Here is a 17,096-nt window from a genome sequence, read left to right as displayed (position 1 = left end):
CAAAAAGCGCGTGCACGTGCGTCTTCGACGCTATGGCGCGGGATGCGGTGGCTGCGTGCGGTGTTCAACGTCCGGGCTGAATGATCGGGCGCACGCGCCACTAAGAGCCAGACGAAGTTACATCTTAGTCCGCGTGCTTGAGGATGGTCTTCAACAGTCCGGGAAAGCGCGCGTTGATGTCGGCCACGCGCACGGCATTGCGATGCTCGACGCCCTGCTTGGTGGTGTGGATCAGGCCCGCCTCGCGCAGCACGCGGAAATGATTGGACAGCGTCGACTTGGCCATGTTGCATGGGCCCACCGCCGTGCACGACATGCAATCCTTCTGGCCGATCAGGCTCTTGACGATCATCAGCCGCGCCGGATCGGCCAGCGCGGCGAGCACGCCGGCCAGCGTGATGTCCTGCCTCGCGGGATGAACGAACTGCACCATAAAAATAATATAGGACGCCCCTTGAACTGGTTCAATAGTTCAATATTTCGGAACTATTGGATAATTGATCCAAGAGAGACATCAGGCGGGATAAAGGGAACAGGACATGACAAAGAAACTTGAAGGCAAGGTCGCGCTGGTCACCGGCGCATCCAAGGGCATCGGCGCGGAAATCGCGCTTCAGCTCGCAGACGAAGGCGCCAGCGTCGCCGTCAACTACGCGTCGAGCAAGCAGGGCGCGGACGATGTGGTGGCGAAGATCAAGGCCAGGGGCGGCAAGGCCGTCGCCGTGCACGGCAACCTCTCCGAGGCGAAGGCCGCGAAGTCCGTCGTGGCGGACACGGTGAAGGCGCTCGGGCCGATCGACATTCTGGTCAACAACGCCGGCGTCTACGAGTTCGCCCCGCTCGAGGCCATCACGCCGGAGCACTTCCACAAGCACTTCGACCTGAACGTGCTGGGTCTCCTGCTGGTCTCGCAGGAAGCCGTGCAGCACTTCAATGCGAACGGCGGCAGTATCGTCAACATCTCGTCGGGCGTCTCGACCATCGCGCCTCCGGGCTCGGCGGTCTACACCGCGACCAAGGCGTCGGTGGATGCGATCACGTCGGTGCTGTCGAAGGAGCTCGCCGCGAAGAAGATCCGCGTCAACGCGGTCAATCCCGGCATGATCGTCACCGAAGGCGTGAAGTCCGCGGGCTTCCATGAAGGCGAACTGCGCACCTGGCTCGAAACCGCCACCCCGATGGGCCGCGTCGGAAAGGTCGAGGAGATCGCCTCGGTCGTCACCTTCCTCGCCTCCGAAGGCGCGTCCTACATCACCGGCGAAACGCTGCACGTGACCGGCGGATTCAAGTAAGCGGCAGCCACAACCGGGCGCGGTGCGGCATTCCTCATTGCCGCTCCGCAAACCTGGAATCTCGAACAAATAAATACGACATGCAAAACCCCGGCAGCGATGCCGGGGTTGATTATGCTGCGGCGATACTGCCGGACCGGGTCAGGGCATCGTCAAAGTCAACGTGCTGCGCCGCGCGCCGCTCGATTGCAGCGATCGCATCCGCAAGTTTTCCCGCTTCGACCGGCCGCGCCATCAGATAGCCCTGCCCTTCATCGCAGCCCTCGCGCGCGAGAAAACGCAGTTGTTCCTCAGTCTCGATGCCCTCGGCAAGGACGGGAATTCCGAGACTCTTGCCCAGCGCCAGCACGGTCCGCACAATGGCGACGGCAGACATGTTTTCGGGAATTTTCCGGACGAACGACTGGTCGAGCTTGATCTTGTCGAACGGAAACGCGTGCAGCGTCGCCAGCGACGAATAACCGGTGCCAAAATCGTCCATCGCGACTGTTACGCCCATGCCCTTCAGTCTGCGAAGAACGTGCATCGCGCTGGTCTGGTCTTTCATCAACGACGATTCGGTGATCTCGACTTCAAGCCGCGATGGAGACAGACCTGTTTCCAGCAGGATCGTGTGAATGGTTTCCACCAGATCGGGCTGTTTGAGCTGAACCGGTGACAGATTAACGGCCACGACGCCCGGAACCTTGCCCTCGGCCGCATCGCGACAGGCGGTTCTCAAGGCCCAGATGCCCATCGGAATGATCAGTTCGGATTCCTCGGCGAGCGGGATGAATTCCCCCGGCGAGACGACGCCGCGGGTCGGATGATTCCAGCGCATCAGGGCCTCCGCCCCCCGGATCGATCCGTCCGCCAGGGACGTCTGCAGCTGATAGCAGAGGTGAAGCTCGTTGCCCTCGATGGCGGAGTGAAGGTCGCGCGCCAGAGCGCGGCGGTCGCGCGCCGGTTCATCCATCCGCTGATCGTAACGGCCTGTCGTTCCCCGCTGGGTGATTTTGCAGCGATGCATGGCGAGCTTGGCGTTGCTCAGCAACTGATCGCGCTCCGGCGTATCGGTCGGGAAAATGGCATAGCCGATCGAAGCCGTCAGCTTGACCGGCGTACCCTTTGCATTGAACGGTTCGCGCAGTGCCGCGCTGATACGCTCTGCGAATTGCTGCGCCGTGACCGGCTGATTTCCGGACATTTGCAGGGCGAGAAACTCATCGCCGCCTTGCCGCGCCAGAAATTCTCCGGGCTGCAGAATCCGGCGAATGCGTTCAGCAACCTCGATCAGCACGAGATCTCCGACGCTGTGCCCGAACACGTCGTTGACGTCCTTGAACCCGTCGATATCGATGGAGAACGCGGCGAGCTTGTGAGCTTTCTCGTGGGCGTCCGAGACATCGAAAGCCAGACGCTCGTTAAAGGCGACACGATTTGGCAGGCCGGTCATCGTGTCGTTGAACGACAATTGATAGATCCGCTCCGCTGCCTCGGTGCGCGAGCGCAGATCGATGATGTACGACGAAAAGCCGCTGCCGATGACGAGCAGCACCGCGCCGACGACGCCGATCGCGAGGGTGTGCGCCGAGACAAGATTCGGCGGCAGGGGGACAGCGCTGTCGGCAATGAAGTGATGAGACGCCAGCAGCGTGTAATGCATGACACATACGAGAAACGTCATCACGACAGCCGCGCCGTGGCGGCAGTAACGGGTCACGGGCCGGTTCGCCCGGTTGACGGACAAGGCTCCGAGCCCAAGCCCGAAAATGATGCTGATCGCGATGCCGAACCAGTTCCAGGTGACGGTGCCGGCGACGTGCCATCCCTTCAGGCCGACGTAGTGCATGGCCAGAATGCCTGCGCCAACCACCATGCCGCCGAGTTCGGGAGCGAGCGACGGCCGCTTGCGGCTGCCGATTTCAAACCCGAGCGCGCATGAGACGATCGCAATCAGAAGAGCGCCCGCGACGGGCGCGAGATCGAAGCCGCTGGGCAACAGCGGCGCCTGAGACAGGATGGAGATGAAGATGGAAGCCCAGAGGGCAGCGCCGGTACCAAGCGAGGCCATGAACAGCCAGCCATAGCGGGTGGCTCCCTCTGTGGCGCGGGCCCGGGCGAAATGGCGCATTCCAACCCAGGTGCCGAACAGGCACACCGCGGCGGCAATGAAAATCAACCCGTGATGATAAACGAACAACAGATTTGAATAATTGGACATTGCGAACTCCGGGACTACCAGATCGCATACGTATTAATCCCGCGTTTCGGACGCGTTTCCATGTCCAGAACGTGCAAACAGCCTTTCCAGCCGGTGAAGACGCTGGGGCGCGGGCCGGCTTAACGGCCCCCGAGACAGGAATTATTCACGATGTTTTGCCGCATTGATGAGAGCGTTTCGCCGCTGATACGAGGCCACCAGCGCGGCCAGGGCGTCGGCCGATGCGATCATTGAGGTGCTGTCGAAGGAGCTGGCGCGCGCAAGATCCGCGTCAGCGCGGTCAATCCGGGCATGATCGTCAGGGCTTCAAGTCCGCGGGCTTCCATGAAGGCGCGCTGCGCACCTGGATCGAAACCGCCATCCCGATGCGCCGCGTCGGCAAGGTCGAGGAGATCGCCTCGGTCGTCACCTTCCTCGCCTCCGAAGGCGCGTCCTGCAGCGATGCCGGGGGTTTATGTTTGCGGCAAAGAGTAGTGCAAACGTATCGACAGCCCTTTACTTTGAACGCACGCAATAGTTGAGTGATGCAATAAACAAAATTCAGGTGGGTTATGACTGCAAAATTGCGCATCAAGGCGAAAGGAATTGAAATCGAATGGGAGGGCGAAGTCGAATATCTAAAGAACGACCTCCCGGATCTAATCTCGGCCATTGTAGATGCGTTAGGTGTAGGAGTATCCGACGATGAGATCGACGAGATCGAAACGCTGGCTGTCGGCTCCGATAAGAAATTTACGACTGCCGCGCTCGCTGCAAAAATTCAGCCAAAATCGGCCCCCGAGCTCTTCAAAGTCGCTCTCGCTAAGTTGCAACTAAGTGACAAAATTGAACCAGCTTCGCGGGCGCAGATTCACAGCGAGATGAAAAATGCACCTAAATTTTATAAGCCATCGATGCGGGGCAATTTGGGTAAGACAATTGACGGTCTGCTCGGCGCTGGAGAAATCAACGAGCCTTCGTCTGGAAATTTCGCACTAACTCAATCTGCTCAAGAACTGATTCAGACAAAGATATGATTCGTGACCGAGCTTCGTGACGCACTTACGCGCAAAGACATTTCCAAAACAGAAAAGTACTTGCTCATCGTGGGCCATCACGATGGTCCTGTCATGAATGCCGATATCAAGACGATCGCGAAAGAAAACGGCTGGAAAGATGGAGCAAAATCTGCTCCGGCGGCCTTCCTTGGCAAAAGCCCACATGCTCTTTTACTTCCCACGGGCTGGACATTAACTGGTCCGGGACGCTCCACCCTTGAGAACCGAGGCTTAATGTCCGCAATCGGCGTACTCACGCCCGTGACTCAAAGCTTGGAGAAATACGTCCTTGACCTTCGCGATCCGGACAAAGCGCGTTTCGTGGAGGAGGCAATTGCCTGCGTTAGGAACAAATCCTATCGGGCTGCGATTGTGCTGACCTGGGTCGGTGCAGTCTATCTTCTTTACAGTCACGTTCTTAATCACAAGCTTTCCGAGTTTAATTCGGAAATGCAAAGAAGATTTCCTAAGAGCAAGCCCGCGGCAACGAGCGACGACTTAGCTCAAGCGGTTAAGGAAGCTGAATTCTTAAATATACTTGAACACATAAAGATCATCACTAAGGCCGAAAACAAGGAGCTAACGGGCTGTCTGGATCGACGCAATACAGCTGGCCACCCTAACTCGCATACATTTACGGAGGTGGGTGTTGGCAGCCACGTCGAAACGTTGATCACTGCTGTCTATCGACGTTTCTGATACAGACTGATTTGCTCGTTCCCCGTGTGACCCATGATTGCTGCAATATTTGCAATATTTCGTGATGGGGACGCCAATCCCCGCTCTCCAAACCTCTCTTATGTTGATCCCATCCCGCCTCGTCATGAGGGGCGTTTCGCGATCGTCACGATACGCGGGGCGGGATGCGGTGGCCGCGCGCGGCGTCAGATCCGGCACATGAAAAGTGCGCCGGATGACGACAGCGCAGCACGCGGACGGTTGAAGTCGTGTGGTCCTGGCGCCGCGATGCTGGCGTCGAACGGAGACATCGAGCCGTCGCTTCGTTCGCGAAGAAGGCGGAAGATCGTAGTTTCCAGAACGGTGGCGAAAGAGCCCGTCCACCGGGGAGAGCGCGAAACAGGCCGTTCCAACCATTGCGTGCGGAACGCCGGATGAAAACGGCGTGTTCGTGGTGACTATGCTCGTGTGCTTTTCACTTTTGCACACGGGGCTGCGGATGCGCTCGCGCATCCGGCGTTCCGCGCGCCCTCACTCAGGGCGAAGCGATGAAAGCAATTCGGGCGCCCCCGCGCCGTCATAACAACAGGGGTGATGGCGCGTGGCTTCTGTCGGCGCGGGTTGTCTTTGGCGCGAACGGGGCAAGCCCCGCGCGCGGGCTGTTTGAATCGGTGGATCTGAAATGCAACGGATCGTCATCCTGAGGTGCGAGCGCTTGCGAGCCTCGAAGGATGACAACGACGCGAACCGTGCATCCTTCGAGGCTCGCCGCAAACGCGGCTCGCACCTCAGGATGACGCGAACACGCCATGTTGCCCCACCCTCGATGTCGTCCCCGCGAAGGGGGGACCCATAACCACTAAGCGTTATGATGACGAAGGAAAGAATTGTCCCGCTCCCAACAACACGATGGTTCAGGAAGTATGGGTCCCCGCCTTCGCGGGGACGACCGGAGAGAGAGAGAGAGAGAGAGAGAGAGAGAGATCACGTCTCACGCGGGAATGAAGCCCCCGCGCCTTGCCCTCCCTTGAGCCCGCCGGATAAGATGCGCGGCTTTTCACAAACCCTGTATTTCGCGGATTTTCGGGAACGTTGAGCACCATGCGCCGGACTGATCTTGAGGTGTTGCGTATCGCATTGTGTGCCGCTGTCATCCTGGCGCACGCGCTCATCATTTTCTCGGCGGACCCCAACTATCACATCAAGAGCGCGGAGCCGTCGCAGTTCGCCACCCTCGCGACCGAGTTCATCCGCATCTCTGCGATGGCGACGTTCTTCACCATCGCGGGCTATACCGCGGTGGCCTCGCTGCGCGCGCGCGGGCCGCTGGAATTCGCCAGGACCCGCGTGGTGCGGCTGTTCGTTCCGCTACTCTTCGGGGTCGTGACCTCCGGCACCATCATCAAATACATCGAGATGATGCAGGGCCGCGATTTCGGCTTCCACGGCCTGCGCAAGGCCCGCACCCTGCAGCAGATGCTCGATGTCGATCCCAGCGTCCCGCTCGGCTTTTTCGATTTCTTCCCGCGCAATCTCGGCATCCTGAACCTGCTGACATGGTCGCATCTCTGGTTCCTCGGCTACCTCCTCATCATCTCGCTGATGCTTCTGCCGCTGCTGGTGCTGCTGGCGCGCCGCGCGCCGGACCCGTCGAAGCTGAATGCCGCGGTGCTGTTTCTGCCCGCGCTGCCGCTCGGCCTCTACCTCGCGGCGTTTGACGGCTACTGGCCGTTCCTGCCGAACCTGATCGGCGACCGGACCAACTTCTTTTACTTCGCGATGTACATGACGTTCGGCGCCATGATCGCGGCATGGCCGGGGATCGACGTGCAGTTACGCGCGCAGGCGCCGCGCTTCGCGGTCCTGATGGCGCTGGCCTTCGCCGGCGTGGCGTATTTCGGCGTCTCCACGCCGGGACGCGTGTTTGTCGGACTGACGGCGTGGTTCTGCGTCTGCGCCGCGCTCGGCTTCGCCATTCGCTTCAAGCCCGCCGTCGCCACGCCGGCGCTGACATACCTCGCCGCGGCCACGCTGCCGGTCTACATCATCCACCATGCGGTGCTGCTGCTGATCGGCGTTGAGGTGATGAACCTGCCGCTGCCGGTCTGGAGCAAGGTTACGGTGATCCTGCTCGCGACCCTCGCGGTTTCGCTGGCGATATATCACTGGCTGATCCGGCCGTGGCGGCCGATGCGATGGCTGCTCGGCATGGGCACCGCGCCCGCCGCCGTGTCCCGTGCACCGGACAGCGCAGCGGCAAAGCCCGCGCTGTCGCAATGATGCAGGCTTTGCGCGCGGTTACATGCTCGCGACGACGACCAGGCGGCGCACTTCGCCGCGCTGATAGGCTTTCAGGAATGCGTTGTAGTCCTTGAACGACACGCAGCCGTTGGAATCGCCGTTCGGCCCGAGCATGTAGGTGTGCGCAAGGAGTCCGGTGCGGCCGTGGATCGCGCCCTCGCCGCCCACCGGTGTCAGCCGCAGCGCCGCCACGCCGTGAAACAGCGATTCGCGCGGCTTGAGCGTGTAGATGTGCGGCGGCGTCGCGCCGTGCATGCGGACATTGACGTAGCGCGGATCGTCGAGCTTCGATCCGAGGCCGGAATGCGCCTCCAGCTTCGAGCCGTCCGGCATGTACACGGTGCGCGCGGTGATGTCGTAGATCGCGGTGAGCTTGTCGTCTTCGCTCGAACCCGCCGGGGTTGCCGAGGTGCCGTCGTTCATCACGCCGCCATCGGAGCCGGCATAGGCCAGCACGGGACCCGGCGCGGGTGTCTTGCCGAACAGTTTGTCGAACAGGCTCGGCGTCTTGGAGGCCATTGCGGCGAGCGCGGCGTTCTTCGCCCGCTCCACCATCTCGGAGTGGCCGGGCTTGACGCGAGGCTGCTGCGCGAACTTGAAGTCGCCCGGGCGCGAAGCCGGAAGCGGAATGCTGGCGACGCGCGCAGGTGTCGTCGGCGGCAGCGCGACATCGGGCGCCCTGGCGATCTCCGCCCGCGACGGGCCGGGCTTCGGCGTGTCGGGCGCAGCAACGACGGTCGGCTTGAACGTCACCGGCGGCGCGCCGAGCGAATGGGTCACGTCCATCAGCGCGGCGTAGTTCTTCTGCTCGACGGTGAGTGCGGGCGGCTCGTCGGCGGCAACGTCGGTGAGCGCGGTAAAGCGATCGGCAAACGCCTGCCGGTCGAGGCCGGGGCCTGCGGGGACGAACACGACACGCGCGTCGCGCGACGCCAGTTCATAGCCGGTGCCGAATGGGTTGCTGCCGAACACATTGCTGTAGAGCGTCCAGCCGCAGGCAAGCGTCACGAACGCAATCGCTGCGCCGCCTGCAATATTCAAAGGGCTGGAGGTCCCCTTGGAACGTCCGTGGTGGTGGGCCGTGAAGCCGGTACGCGCAACAGAACTGGTACTCATACGCCTTGCATCCAGAACAATCCCACCTTGTCCTTCCGGCTGCATTCGGCAGTTCACGCGCGAACAGCGCATGCGAAAGCGGGCCAGCGTCAGTTGCCTTGCGGAGCTTGGAGTTCCCCACGCGACATCTTGCAAAGGTGCGGAGCGGCATTAAGGCGGCATTTAGTTAAATGCGGATTAAGTGAGGGCAGATGTAAGGCAGACCCTCAGACCAGCCGGGTTCCATCAATCCTCGTCGTCATCGGGCGGCGGCGGAGGCGCTTTCCGGGACGGCTGTTGCGCGGACCGCGGCTGGTTCGCCGCGCGCGGCGGATTGAACACCGCATAACAGGCCGGGCTGAGCCGCGGGCCCGCGTTCCGCAGACAAGTCTCGACACGGCCGCCGTCGGGGATGAACTGTCCGCACAGGCGCATGGCATCCGGCGTGCAGGCCTCGCGCTCCTGCTCGGTTCCCTGCGCGAAGCACGGCTGCACGCAGACAACGACGGCCAACGCAACAAAACCGGCAACCTTCCCCATAGACCGCCTCCCTGGATAGATCGATGGTAGTGAGCCAACGCATCGGCCGTCAAAGCCGTTCCCGCATCATTTCTCCGCATTGCGCGCAAATAATGAGCGCGCGGCGGCAACGTTTGGGAAGCAACGGAACGCGGATTTTATTGAGGCCCGCCGAGCTCGGGCGCGGGCGAGCGGTCGAGCGTCTCGCCTTTCACGCCGTCGAGCAGGTCGATCTGGTAAGTCTCGAACCCGACGCCGCTGCGCTTGCGGGTGAGTTCGGCCAGTTTTTCGGAGCGGGCATACCTCGCACGGTAATACGGACTGGAATCCACCGGACCAATCAGCAGCGCTTTGCCCTTCAGCAGATTCGCATCCGGCTCCTGCATGAAGGTCCAGCGATAGCGCTGCTGGAACTGCGCGACACATGTCCCCTTCGGCAGATAGAACATCATCCATGACGTGGTGCCGTAGTCCGCCGCCAGCACGCAGCTTGCGTTTTGTTTGATGCGGAGCGCTTCGATCTCCCTGGCCAGTTCAGGCCAGCCGACCCCGACGCTGCGCACGGTGGCATCACGGCGGAAGCCGGTGAGCAGCCCGGTGTTGGTCTGCACGATCAAAACCACGAACAAAATTACGCCGATCGGCAGCGCGAGACGGCGCGACCAGTTCACCGTACGCTGCTCGCGCGCCTTCCATGTCGTGCCCCACACGGCGAATGCGGCCGCGATCGCGAATGCCGGATAGATCGGTCCGAGCCAATTGGCCTCCACACGGGCGTGCAGCGAGTGCCAGACGAAGTAGAGAAAGATCATCCAGACGCTGATGTTGATCAGCGTGGCGCTCGCAGCGTTCGCCGCCCTGCCCCGCGCCAGCGCGTAGAGGCCGAGCACACCAAGGATGAAGACGGACGGCGTTGCGAATGCGAACTGCGTCGGAATCATTTCGCCGAGATACTTGAGCGTCATATCCGCGACGCGCGCGCGGCCAAGCTGCTTAATGAACGACACCCATTGATGATCGGCATTCCACAGGATCACCGATGAGAAGATCGCAACGGCGACGATGCCGCCGGCATAAAGCCACGGCGATGCCAGCCACCGCCGCTGGTCCTTCACCAGCACCAGCCACAGCAGGATCTGCGCGCCGAAAAACAGCGCGGTGTATTTCGAGAGCAGTCCGAAGCCCGCCGCTGCGCCGACGCCAAGCCACCAGATACCGCGGCCGGTCTCCAGAATTTTGGCGAGGAAGTACAGGACAAAGGCCGCTGCCACCATCAGCGGCGCATCCGGCGTCACGATGGTGGTCCCTACCGACGCCATCAGGGTGGCGTTGAGCAGGATCGTCGCCGTCGCGGCGATCCGGGAATCATCGAACAGAATCCGCGCGGCGCGATAGACCGCCCAGCTCATCGGCAGCGCCAGCAGGATCGATACCAAGCGAACACCGAATTCCGTGTCACCCGCGATCATAGTGCCGAGCCGGATCACCACCGCGACCATCGACGGATGATCGTAGTACCCGCCGGCCAGATGCTTCGACCATGTCCAGTAGTACGCCTCGTCAAAGGTCAGCGGCGTGAACGCCGCCGCGACCAGACGAAGCAGCACCAGCGCGGCCACGGTGAAAGCCGCACCGCGCGCCAGTTTCGTCTCGGAAATCATTTTGCGCGCCAGACGAAGAGACTGGACACGCCGTAGTTCCAGACCACGCCCATCAGCGCACCCGCCGCGCCCGCGAGCCACCAGATCGGCTCCTGATCGAACACGGTCGCCGCAACGCCGACGTTGGCGAGAAGCCCGACGCTGCAAACGAGATAGAACAGCAGGAGACCGCGAATGAGAGCACCGCCCTTCAGGCGCTGGTCTCGATACGTGAGCTGGTTGTTGAGCAGAAAGTTTCCGGTCATCGCGACAAACGCAGCGACGCCTTGAGCTTCGGCGAACGGGACGTTGAGCGCAAGCGACGTGTACAGCGTGGCGAAGTGAACGAAGAGACCGATCGCACCGACCAGCGCGAACAGCAGGAAGCGCAGCGACACCAGATCGCCGGTCAGCTTGGCCAGCACGAGACCGAGGAAGTCCAGCACGACCAGCGAATCCAGTTTGCTCTCGCCGTGCTGGCGCGCGCCGAACGAAAACGGTACCTCGACCACGCGGAGCTTTCCCCCGGCAGTCGCCACGATATCCAGCAGGATCTTGAAGCCCTGCACCGACAGCGACGGCGCAAGCTGCTCGAACCGTTCGCGGCGGATCATGAAAAACCCGCTCATCGGGTCGGCGATTTCGACATGCAGCAGCTTCTTTGCGATGTTGGTCGCAAGCACGCTGCCGCCAAGGCGCGCACTCCCGAAACTGCCGGTGTCGCCGCCGCTGACATAACGGCTGCCGACCACGAGTTCGGCCTGCCCCGATTGCAGCAGTCCGAGCATCTTGGGCAATTGGGTTTCGTCATGCTGAAGGTCGGCGTCCATCACCGCGACATAGGGCGCGCTTGAGGCCAGGATGCCTTCGATACAGGCGCCGGACAGCCCGCGACGGCCGATCCGGCGAATGCACCGAACCCGGGTGTCGGTCTGGGCCAGTTGACGCGCAACCTCCCAGGTCCCGTCGGGAGAATTGTCATCGACGAAGATGACCTCCCACGCGATGCCGGACAGCGCGGCGTCCAGCTTCGCAAAAAGCTTGGGAACGTTGTCGCGCTCTTTGAAAGTCGGCACCACGACACACAATTGACGTGAAGGTGCTGCCCCGGGTGAGATGGCCTCAGTCATGGAGCCAGCGTATATCCGGGGGACCGGACGATGCCAAGACGCCCTGCCGGGACGCGATTTCGATGCGATAATGGCCGGAAATCGGGTGGCCTGGGCATTCAGGGGTCCAGAAATGCCAACGACCACGGAGGGAAACCAGTGAGAGAATCAAGTCTGCGCGTACATCCGGCGCGCTCAACTTCTCACGGTTCTTCTCGTGGTCGTCCCGGCAATGGAGCGGAAGCTGCAACATTGCCGATAGAAACGAGATAGGTACGCAACCGGCGTTCCGCAAGGGTCTCCAAGGGAAACGGGAAATGGCTAAGAAATCAGGTCAAATTCATATCGGGATCGGCGGCTGGACCTTCGCGCCCTGGCGGGGCGTGTTCTATCCGGAGAAGCTGACCCAAGCGAAAGAACTGTCCTACGCCGCCTCCAAGCTGACCTCGATCGAGATCAACGGCACCTATTACGGCTCGCAGAAGCCGGAAAGCTTCCGCAAATGGGCCAGCGAAGTCCCGGACGGCTTTATCTTCTCGGTCAAGGGCCCGCGGTTCGCCACCAACCGCCGCGTGCTGGCGGAGGCCGGGGATTCCATCAAGAGGTTCTACGATTCCGGCGTCACGGAAATGGGCGACCGGCTAGGCCCCGTGCTGTGGCAGTTTGCGCCGACCAAAAAATTCGACGAAGCCGACTTCGGCGCCTTTCTCGACCTGCTGCCACGCAAGTTCGACGGCCTCACCCTGCGCCATGTGGTCGAAGTGCGAAATGACAGTTTCTGCACGCCGGCGTTCATCGCGCTGCTGCGCAAGCATAACGTCGCGGTGGTCTACGCCGATCATGCGAAGTATCCGGCGATCGCCGACATAACCTCCGATTTCGTTTACGTCCGCCTCCAGACCGGCAAGGATACGGTGAAGACCGCCTACCCGCCCAAGGAACTGGATGCATGGGCCAAGCGATTGACGTTGTGGGCGCAGGGCAGCGAGCCCGATGACCTTGCCCGTTCCGACAAGACGCCGCCGAAGAAAGAACCCCGCGATGTATTCGCCTATGTGATCCACGAGGGAAAAATCCGGGCTCCGGCTGGGGCGATGGAATTGATCGAGCGCGTGACGTGAGCGAACGAGGACGGGAGACAGCATGGCCAAAGCCAAAAAGCTCTTCACTATCGGCTACGAACAAACGCCGCCGAAGGCGGTTCTCGATGAACTGCAACACGCCGGCGTGAAGCTGCTCGCCGACGTGCGGGCGATCGCATCATCGCGACGTCCGGGCTTTTCCAAGACCCAGCTTGCCGCTGGTCTTGATGAGCGCGGCATATCCTACGTCCATCTGCGGGGCCTCGGCACACCAAAGGATGGCCGCGAAGCCGCGCGCAGCGGCGACATGAAGACGCTGTCGAAAATCTATCACGCGCATCTGAAAACCCCGCAGGCGCGCGCGGAGATGGACGAGCTTGCGGCACTGGTGATGAAAGCCGGACCGGTCTGTATTCTCTGTTACGAGCGCGATCACACAGCCTGCCATCGCAAGTTCATCGCCGAGATCATTGAGGACCGCGAAGGCGTGAAGATCGAAAACCTGGTCGCCCCGCAGTTCTGAGTTATCCACAGGCTGGCGGAAAATTTTTGCAGCCCGTTCACGGCGCGTTCCCGCTCGTTCGCTAGACGAACTTCTCCTTTGACGCTCTAATCACGTGGCATTTTTACGTAAGTATTTTTGTGTCCGGGGCTTGGGGGCTCCATGCGTTGCGTTGGAAGGGTGCGCGCGTTTTGCGTCGCCGCCGCCGCGTTGCTTTGCGGAGGCTCTCCAACTGCGGCCGATCCCCTGAATGATCTTCTGCTGCCACCGGCCAGCGCTCTCAGCGGCGGCGCATATCCGGAGAAGTTTCTCTATTTCAGCGGGTTCGATCTCTGGCGCAGTGGCGGCTCTTTCTACGGCGGCCTTCAGTGGGCACCCGGTGGCCTCAATCAGGATGGCTTCACCCTCAAGCTGCTCCTTGCGCAAAGCAGCTACCGTTATCTCGCCGGCAGCACCAACATTCGCGGCACTGGACTGCTCGGCGCCGTCCTGCCGGGCTGGCGGATCAAGCGCGGCGACTTCGAAATCAAGGTCTTCGCCGGTCCCGATGTCCAGAACCATCGCTACTCTCCGGACGATCCAGGGAACGGCCTGCGCGGTACTCACGTGGGACTGCGTGTCGCCGCGGATCTCTGGTGGGAGCCGACGGCGACAATGATGCTGGCATCGTCGATCTCCGGCTCGACCATCGGCAACAGTTTCGGTGTGCGCGCCGCTGCCGGCTGGCGCGTCATGGATCGGTTCTGGGCGGGGCCTGAAATGGAAACGTCGGGCGATGCGGTCTATCGGCAGTACCGGATCGGCGCCCACCTGACATCGTTCAAAATGTCGGCTTTCGAGTGGTCGCTCGGCGCAGGCTATGTCCAGGACAACAGCCACCGCTCCGGAGTCTATGGGCGCATCGGCGTGCTGACGCGCCGGTAGCCCAAGCCTGGACTTTGGTCGACTCCAAACCTAAGGACCGTTGAAGCGTGTGATTTCGGTCATACTTCAACGCTTCTTTCCTTCCCGTTTCAGGACACGCAATGCTTTCTTCGTGGGTTTCGGCACGCCTTGCCACACGCGGCATCCACTATGGCTGGGTCATGGTAGCTGTGACGTTCCTGACGGCGCTGATCAGTTCGGCCTCCGTGGGCGCCCCGGGCGTGTTTATCCTGCCTCTGGAAAAGGAGTTCGGCTGGAGCACGACGCAAATATCCTCTGCGCTGTCGATCCGCCTGCTGCTGTTCGGTCTGATGGCCCCTTTCGCCGCCGCGCTCATGGTGCGCTTCGGCCTGCGCAACGTGGTGATTTCCGCGTTGACCATCATTTCGGTGGGCCTGCTCGCGTCGCTGGCCATGACCCAGGCCTGGCATCTGATCGCGCTGTGGGGATTCGTGGTCGGATTCGGCACAGGCATGACCGCGATGGTGCTGGGTGCAACCGTCGCCACACGCTGGTTCGTGGCGCAGCGCGGACTGGTCGTCGGAATTCTCGCAGCAAGCGTTGCGACCGGTCAACTCATCTTCCTGCCCGTCATGGCTTACCTCACCGAAACCTTCGGCTGGCGCACAGCCATGGGCACCATGTGCGCGATGCTGGCATTCGCCGCCGTGACAGTCCTGCTGTTCATGAGCGACCGGCCGTCGGATCTGGGTTTGCGTCCTTATGGTGATAACAGCAGCGCTCCCCTCCCGGCGACGCCACTCGCCACCTCGATCATCGCCGCTGCGTTCGCGGCGCTTCGCGATGCGTCGAAAACCCGCGTGTTCTGGATTCTGTTCGGCACATTCTTTGTCTGCGGCGCAAGCACCAACGGGCTGGTCCAGACCCATCTCATTCCGATGTGTGCGGACTTCGGGATTCCCGCGACAACATCAGCAAGCCTGCTCGCCGCCATGGGCATTTTCGACTTCGTCGGCACCATAGCATCCGGCTGGCTTTCGGACCGTTACAGCAATCGCTGGCTGCTGTTCTGGTATTACGGCCTGCGCGGACTCTCGCTCGTGTTCCTCCCGTTCACCGATTTCTCGTTCTACGGGCTGTCGCTGTTCGCCGTGTTCTACGGTCTCGACTGGATCGCCACCGTCCCGCCGACCGTGAAGCTGACGGCCAAGCACTTCGGTCCTGAACGCGCGGCGATGGTGTTCGGCTGGATTTTCGTCGGACATCAGCTTGGATCGGCAGCGGCCGCATTCGGCGCGGGCCTGACGCGAACATTGTATGAAAGCTATCTGCCGGCGTTCTTTGCCGCGGGCATCCTCTGTCTGATCGCAGCGGCGGTCATGATGCTGCTCAGGCCAAATCCGAAACCAGCAACCGCATAACCGGTCAACCCAGACGCCAGACCGCCATGGGCTGTTCATAACCTTTCACCGCGACCTCGCCGAGCGAAACCGCGTCGGCGCATGCTTCGCCGAGAGATTCGCGGACGGCGGATGAGATCAGAAACTGTGAATTGAACTCCTTGTTGAGGGCTTCAAGCCGCGCCGCGAAATTCACCGTGTCGCCGATGACGGTATATTCCTTGCGCCGCGGCGATCCGATATTGCCCGCGACGACTTCACCGAAATGAAGCCCGATCCCGATATTCAGCGCCCAGGAATTTCCTTCGTTGTTGCGTGATACCGCGACCAGCATCTCTCGTGCCGCATCGACACCGCGGGCCAGCGCATCAGGCGACTCGAATGGCGCACCGAAAATCGCCAGAAAGCCATCGCCAAGAAACTTGTTCACGATGCCACCGTGGCGATCGACGATCTCGACCAGCACCGCGAATATGCCATCCAACCGGTCGACGACTTCTTGCGGGGTGCGCGACCGGGCAGCGGCGGTGAAGCTGCGGAAATCGACAAACATGACGGCGACACGGCGGGTGTCACTCGCGGTGCTTGTTCCTTCCGTCAGCAGGCGTTCGACGACCTGCGGCGACACGTGCTGGCCGAACAGATTGGTCACCCGGTCGCGCGCAGACGCAGCGGCGATACTCTTCTCGAACTGCCTGCGCAACTGAACGCCAACCGCTCCTGCGAGCACCCCGCCAGTAAAGACGATCATGCTGCGCGCGAAGTGGTACTCAAATTCCGGCGGCGCATCGGGATGATAAAGCATCGCCATCGCAAGCAGCTCGGCGGCGGCGACAAATCCGGTGAAGGTCGACAGCCAGAAATCAAGCCGCAATGTGGAAAGGATGATGAAAACGAAATAGACCAGCGGTGCGACGAAACCGAGCGCCGTGACCGACCCCATGTTGTCGATATGTAGCGCAAGCGCGATCGTCGGCATGCTGGTTTCGATGAAGGCGCTTGCGTAGCGCCTTGCGACAGATACGTCCCGGTCAAGCTCGAGCTGCCGCTTCACCAGGGCATGGGCAAGCAGCTCAAACAGAAGGAAAGGCCCGAGAACGATGAAGAGGTAGGCCGGCTTGAGATTGCCGTGCCAGAGCCGTTCGATTTGTTCAGGTGCGATCAGGTACACCGTCCACAACATGCCGGCGATCGCCGAAGCCGTGATGATGAGAGCCTTGATCCGGATCAGTTCGGTTTTCAGAATTTCCCGCGTCAATGCGCGGTGAAAGTCCGCAGAAACCGGGTCCTGTCCCTCGCTGCTCAAAAGCTCTCTCAGACCGCGTACCATGCCTGCCCCTACAGCCCTTTACG

The 17,096-nt window shown here is 61.4% G+C and carries 15 protein-coding genes and 1 pseudogene; 9 read left to right on the top strand and 7 right to left on the bottom strand.

Annotation, left to right across the window (positions count from 1 at the left end):
- Window positions 1–124 precede the first annotated feature (124 nt).
- Window positions 125–433 carry an ArsR/SmtB family transcription factor gene (locus tag ACP7AL_RS09590; protein WP_425990950.1) on the bottom strand — a complete coding sequence of 103 codons (309 nt, stop codon included), beginning with the start codon at window positions 431–433 and terminating at the stop codon, window positions 125–127.
- 106 nt (window positions 434–539) lie between these two features.
- On the opposite strand from ACP7AL_RS09590, the gene ACP7AL_RS09585 reads away from it, so the two are divergent.
- Entirely contained in the window at window positions 540–1,292 is a 753-nt protein-coding gene (locus ACP7AL_RS09585) for an SDR family NAD(P)-dependent oxidoreductase (protein WP_425990948.1), read from the top strand.
- Window positions 1,293–1,404: 112 nt separating this feature from the next.
- On the opposite strand, the gene ACP7AL_RS09580 is transcribed toward ACP7AL_RS09585, so the two are convergent.
- Complete coding sequence (locus tag ACP7AL_RS09580; RefSeq protein WP_425990946.1) at window positions 1,405–3,495, bottom strand: putative bifunctional diguanylate cyclase/phosphodiesterase; 2,091 nt, start codon at window positions 3,493–3,495, stop codon at window positions 1,405–1,407.
- A 199-nt stretch (window positions 3,496–3,694) separates the two neighbouring features.
- On the opposite strand from ACP7AL_RS09580, the pseudogene ACP7AL_RS09575 reads away from it, so the two are divergent.
- From ACP7AL_RS09575 to ACP7AL_RS09560, 4 genes and pseudogenes are all read left to right on the top strand, one after another.
- Window positions 3,695–4,016 (top strand): annotated as a pseudogene (locus tag ACP7AL_RS09575) (SDR family oxidoreductase); the annotation flags it as partial.
- A gap of 30 nt (window positions 4,017–4,046) precedes the next feature.
- The gene (locus ACP7AL_RS09570; protein WP_425990944.1) at window positions 4,047–4,511 is read left to right on the top strand and encodes a hypothetical protein; all 465 of its coding nucleotides are present in this window, start codon (window positions 4,047–4,049) and stop codon (window positions 4,509–4,511) included.
- A gap of 3 nt (window positions 4,512–4,514) precedes the next feature.
- Entirely contained in the window at window positions 4,515–5,231 is a 717-nt protein-coding gene (locus tag ACP7AL_RS09565) for a hypothetical protein (protein ID WP_425990942.1), read from the top strand.
- Between the two features lie 1,080 nt (window positions 5,232–6,311).
- Window positions 6,312–7,490 carry an acyltransferase family protein gene (locus ACP7AL_RS09560; RefSeq protein ID WP_425990940.1) on the top strand — a complete coding sequence of 393 codons (1,179 nt, stop codon included), beginning with the start codon at window positions 6,312–6,314 and terminating at the stop codon, window positions 7,488–7,490.
- Between the two features lie 18 nt (window positions 7,491–7,508).
- Here ACP7AL_RS09560 and ACP7AL_RS09555 read toward each other — a convergent pair whose 3' ends face one another.
- The 4 genes from ACP7AL_RS09555 to ACP7AL_RS09540 all read right to left on the bottom strand — a co-directional run bounded on the left by ACP7AL_RS09555 (window position 7,509) and on the right by ACP7AL_RS09540 (window position 11,895).
- The gene (locus tag ACP7AL_RS09555) at window positions 7,509–8,627 is read right to left on the bottom strand and encodes a DUF2778 domain-containing protein (RefSeq protein WP_425990938.1); all 1,119 of its coding nucleotides are present in this window, start codon (window positions 8,625–8,627) and stop codon (window positions 7,509–7,511) included.
- Between the two features lie 225 nt (window positions 8,628–8,852).
- Complete coding sequence (locus tag ACP7AL_RS09550; protein ID WP_024919024.1) at window positions 8,853–9,146, bottom strand: hypothetical protein; 294 nt, start codon at window positions 9,144–9,146, stop codon at window positions 8,853–8,855.
- A gap of 137 nt (window positions 9,147–9,283) precedes the next feature.
- Complete coding sequence (locus ACP7AL_RS09545) at window positions 9,284–10,786, bottom strand: glycosyltransferase family 39 protein (RefSeq protein WP_425990936.1); 1,503 nt, start codon at window positions 10,784–10,786, stop codon at window positions 9,284–9,286.
- Window positions 10,783–11,895 carry a glycosyltransferase gene (locus ACP7AL_RS09540; RefSeq protein WP_425990934.1) on the bottom strand — a complete coding sequence of 371 codons (1,113 nt, stop codon included), beginning with the start codon at window positions 11,893–11,895 and terminating at the stop codon, window positions 10,783–10,785. The genes ACP7AL_RS09545 and ACP7AL_RS09540 overlap by 4 nt, the downstream gene beginning before the upstream one ends.
- A 296-nt stretch (window positions 11,896–12,191) precedes the next feature.
- On the opposite strand from ACP7AL_RS09540, the gene ACP7AL_RS09535 reads away from it, so the two are divergent.
- From ACP7AL_RS09535 to ACP7AL_RS09520, 4 genes are all read left to right on the top strand, one after another.
- On the top strand, window positions 12,192–12,995 hold the full coding sequence (locus ACP7AL_RS09535) for a DUF72 domain-containing protein (protein ID WP_425990932.1): 804 nt from the start codon (window positions 12,192–12,194) through the stop codon (window positions 12,993–12,995).
- Window positions 12,996–13,017: 22 nt separating this feature from the next.
- Window positions 13,018–13,479, top strand: coding sequence for a DUF488 family protein (locus tag ACP7AL_RS09530; protein ID WP_425990930.1), 462 nt, complete (start codon window positions 13,018–13,020; stop codon window positions 13,477–13,479).
- A 141-nt stretch (window positions 13,480–13,620) separates the two neighbouring features.
- Window positions 13,621–14,382: a cellulose biosynthesis protein BcsS gene (gene bcsS / locus ACP7AL_RS09525; protein WP_425990928.1), complete on the top strand. Its 762-nt coding sequence runs from the start codon at window positions 13,621–13,623 to the stop codon at window positions 14,380–14,382.
- A 101-nt stretch (window positions 14,383–14,483) separates the two neighbouring features.
- Window positions 14,484–15,764 (top strand): MFS transporter, encoded by a 1,281-nt coding sequence (locus tag ACP7AL_RS09520; protein WP_425990926.1) that lies wholly within the window; start codon window positions 14,484–14,486, stop codon window positions 15,762–15,764.
- Between the two features lie 4 nt (window positions 15,765–15,768).
- On the opposite strand, the gene ACP7AL_RS09515 is transcribed toward ACP7AL_RS09520, so the two are convergent.
- Window positions 15,769–17,073, bottom strand: a complete 1,305-nt coding sequence (locus ACP7AL_RS09515; protein ID WP_425990924.1) for an adenylate/guanylate cyclase domain-containing protein — start codon at window positions 17,071–17,073, stop codon at window positions 15,769–15,771.
- Window positions 17,074–17,096: the final 23 nt, after the last annotated feature.

The sequence above is a fragment of the Afipia sp. DC4300-2b1 genome (assembly GCF_049895725.1).
GTDB lineage: Bacteria > Pseudomonadota > Alphaproteobacteria > Rhizobiales > Xanthobacteraceae > Afipia > Afipia broomeae.
Note: the sequence above shows the minus strand (reverse complement) of the source record. Positions and strands in the feature narration are given on the sequence as shown.

Bases quoted from the DNA above. Each gene is read 5' to 3' on its own strand.
- ACP7AL_RS09590 (WP_425990950.1), bottom strand. From the start codon at position 433: ATGGTGCAGTTCGTTCATCCCGCGAGGCAGGACATCACGCTGGCCGGC.
- ACP7AL_RS09585 (WP_425990948.1), top strand. From the start codon at position 540: ATGACAAAGAAACTTGAAGGCAAGGTCGCGCTGGTCACCGGCGCATCC.
- ACP7AL_RS09580 (WP_425990946.1), bottom strand. From the start codon at position 3,495: ATGTCCAATTATTCAAATCTGTTGTTCGTTTATCATCACGGGTTGATT.
- ACP7AL_RS09570 (WP_425990944.1), top strand. From the start codon at position 4,047: ATGACTGCAAAATTGCGCATCAAGGCGAAAGGAATTGAAATCGAATGG.
- ACP7AL_RS09560 (WP_425990940.1), top strand. From the start codon at position 6,312: ATGCGCCGGACTGATCTTGAGGTGTTGCGTATCGCATTGTGTGCCGCT.
- ACP7AL_RS09555 (WP_425990938.1), bottom strand. From the start codon at position 8,627: ATGAGTACCAGTTCTGTTGCGCGTACCGGCTTCACGGCCCACCACCAC.
- ACP7AL_RS09550 (WP_024919024.1), bottom strand. From the start codon at position 9,146: ATGGGGAAGGTTGCCGGTTTTGTTGCGTTGGCCGTCGTTGTCTGCGTG.
- ACP7AL_RS09545 (WP_425990936.1), bottom strand. From the start codon at position 10,786: ATGATTTCCGAGACGAAACTGGCGCGCGGTGCGGCTTTCACCGTGGCC.
- ACP7AL_RS09540 (WP_425990934.1), bottom strand. From the start codon at position 11,895: ATGACTGAGGCCATCTCACCCGGGGCAGCACCTTCACGTCAATTGTGT.
- ACP7AL_RS09535 (WP_425990932.1), top strand. From the start codon at position 12,192: ATGGCTAAGAAATCAGGTCAAATTCATATCGGGATCGGCGGCTGGACC.
- ACP7AL_RS09530 (WP_425990930.1), top strand. From the start codon at position 13,018: ATGGCCAAAGCCAAAAAGCTCTTCACTATCGGCTACGAACAAACGCCG.
- bcsS (WP_425990928.1), top strand. From the start codon at position 13,621: ATGCGTTGCGTTGGAAGGGTGCGCGCGTTTTGCGTCGCCGCCGCCGCG.
- ACP7AL_RS09520 (WP_425990926.1), top strand. From the start codon at position 14,484: ATGCTTTCTTCGTGGGTTTCGGCACGCCTTGCCACACGCGGCATCCAC.
- ACP7AL_RS09515 (WP_425990924.1), bottom strand. From the start codon at position 17,073: ATGGTACGCGGTCTGAGAGAGCTTTTGAGCAGCGAGGGACAGGACCCG.